Here is a 1,958-nt window from a genome sequence, read left to right on the forward strand (position 1 = left end):
AGGATGTCCTGCTCGGCGACGACTACCATGTCGTCGGTCTCGAAACCGGATTCGAGCGGCAGCACGGCAAGGCCCGCCTGCCCCGGCTCGAGCTTTTCGACCTCGGCAAGCGTCGCGACGGTCTTCAGATTGCCAAGAAGATGTTCAGCCAGGATCTGGCCGAGCCGGTCGAGCGAGCCTTCGGTCCAGCCAGCGACAATGACACGGCGACGCGCGGCGCGCTCATCGGCAATGTGCTTCACCACCACGTCGAACACGTTGATATTCGGGTCGGCGCGCTCCTCGGCGAAGCTGCGGCCGTGCCGCGAGCCGGCATGGAAGACCTTTTTGCCTCCGACATCCGGGGCATCGAACACCGTGAAGTCGATATCTTCGCGCGGACCGAGCGAAGCCTTGAGATTGTCCGGCGACAGGTAAAGCAGGTCCGGCGCCACCGGCTTGTAGGGCACGGCGTCCTTGAGCGCGCTGTCGGCCTGTTTCCGGCGCGCCTCGTAATGGTCGAGGATCAGCGTGTGCCGCTCGGCCAACGCCTCATGCGCCAGATGGTCGAAAACCACGGGCGCATCCGGCATATAGTCGAACACGGTCTCCAGCCGCTCATAGAAGAAGGGCAGCCAGTGCTCCATGCCGGCAAAGCGCCGGCCTTCGCTCACCGCCGCATAGAGTGCGTCGTCGCGCGACGGCGCGCCGAAAGCTTCGATATAGGAACGGCGGAAGCGGCTGATCGTCTCCGGCGTCCGCGCCACCTCGCTCATCGCCTGCAGCGACATCGACTTGCGCTGCCCGGTGGTGCGCTGTGTTGCCACGTCGAAGACGCGGATCGATTCCAGCGTATCGCCGAAGAAGTCGAGCCTGAGCGCCTCGCTCCAGCCGGGTGCGAAGAGGTCGAGAATGCCGCCGCGAACCGCGAATTCGCCGAGCCCGCGCACCGTCGGCACGCGCTCGAAGCCCGAAATCTCCAGCCGCGCGATCAGCGCGTTCATGTCGATCTGGTTGCCGGGCCTGGCGTGAAAGGTCTGCGCCTCGATCAATTCGGCCGGCGGGATACGCTGCAACAGGGCATTCGCGGTGGTGAGGATCACGGCGCGATGCGGCTTCTTCGCCAGCGCGATCATGGCGGAAAGCGCGCCGAGCCGCCGCGCCGCGGCATCGGCGCCGGGCGAAACGCGATCGTAAGGCAGGCAGTCCCAGGCCGGCAGTTCCAGCACCGGCAGGCCCGGCGCGGCAAAGGCGAGGGCTTCGATGATCGCCGGCAGCCGCTGGCCGTCGCGCGCGACGAACAGCACCGGCTTGTCGGGCGCGATCTCCTGCGCCGTCTGGACCAGGGCGAAGGCTTCGTAGCCGTCGGCGACGCCATCGACGATGAACTGGCCGGCGCGGCCCTTGGGCAGGCCGATGGAAGGAATGAGGCTCATGGATAGGCGTTTTTCAAAATGTCATGGTCCGGCGCGACGCCATGATTTTCCGCAGCACCGCGCAATCGACATCGGGCGGAACCGGGTGCTCGCCGGTGACCATCGGCAGGAAATCGGTGTCGGGAATTTCGAGAAGCCTCTCATATTGGTCGATTTCATCGCCGGTCAAGGCGCCGATCTCGGCGTCGGCGAAGCAACCGAGGATCAGGTCCATCTCGCGCATGCCACGATGCCATGACCGGAACAGCAGCTTGCGGCGGCGGGCATCCAACCCCTCGCTTGATCGCTGTGTTCCGGTCATGGCAGGCTATCCTTGTTCGAAGCGGCGCATATAGCGTGGATAGAGACCGGTGTCAGCCTTGCAAGGCAAAGTAAGACACCCGACAATCAACCTGAAATGATTGCATTCCTTCGCGCCCCCCGCTGTCCTGCCGGACATCTCCCCCACTTGGGGGGAGATCAGCCGGCACCTCCGCTTTCGCCAATCTTCAACGTTGCAGAATGGGCGCAGCGCCGAAGCTGCCAATCTCCCCCCTCGTGGGG

General features: G+C 64.9%; 1 protein-coding gene and 1 pseudogene. Both read right to left on the reverse strand.

Annotated elements, in window-relative coordinates:
• A pseudogene (locus tag EOA28_RS34235) lies at positions 1-1,415 on the reverse strand (transcription-repair coupling factor); the annotation flags it as partial.
• Between the two features lie 13 nt (positions 1,416-1,428).
• Positions 1,429-1,716, reverse strand: a complete 288-nt coding sequence (locus tag EOA28_RS34240) for a succinate dehydrogenase assembly factor 2 (RefSeq protein WP_127250160.1) — start codon at positions 1,714-1,716, stop codon at positions 1,429-1,431.
• Positions 1,717-1,958 lie beyond the last annotated feature (242 nt).

Source organism: Mesorhizobium sp. M2A.F.Ca.ET.067.02.1.1 (genome assembly GCF_004023285.1).
Taxonomy (GTDB): Bacteria; Pseudomonadota; Alphaproteobacteria; order Rhizobiales; family Rhizobiaceae; genus Mesorhizobium.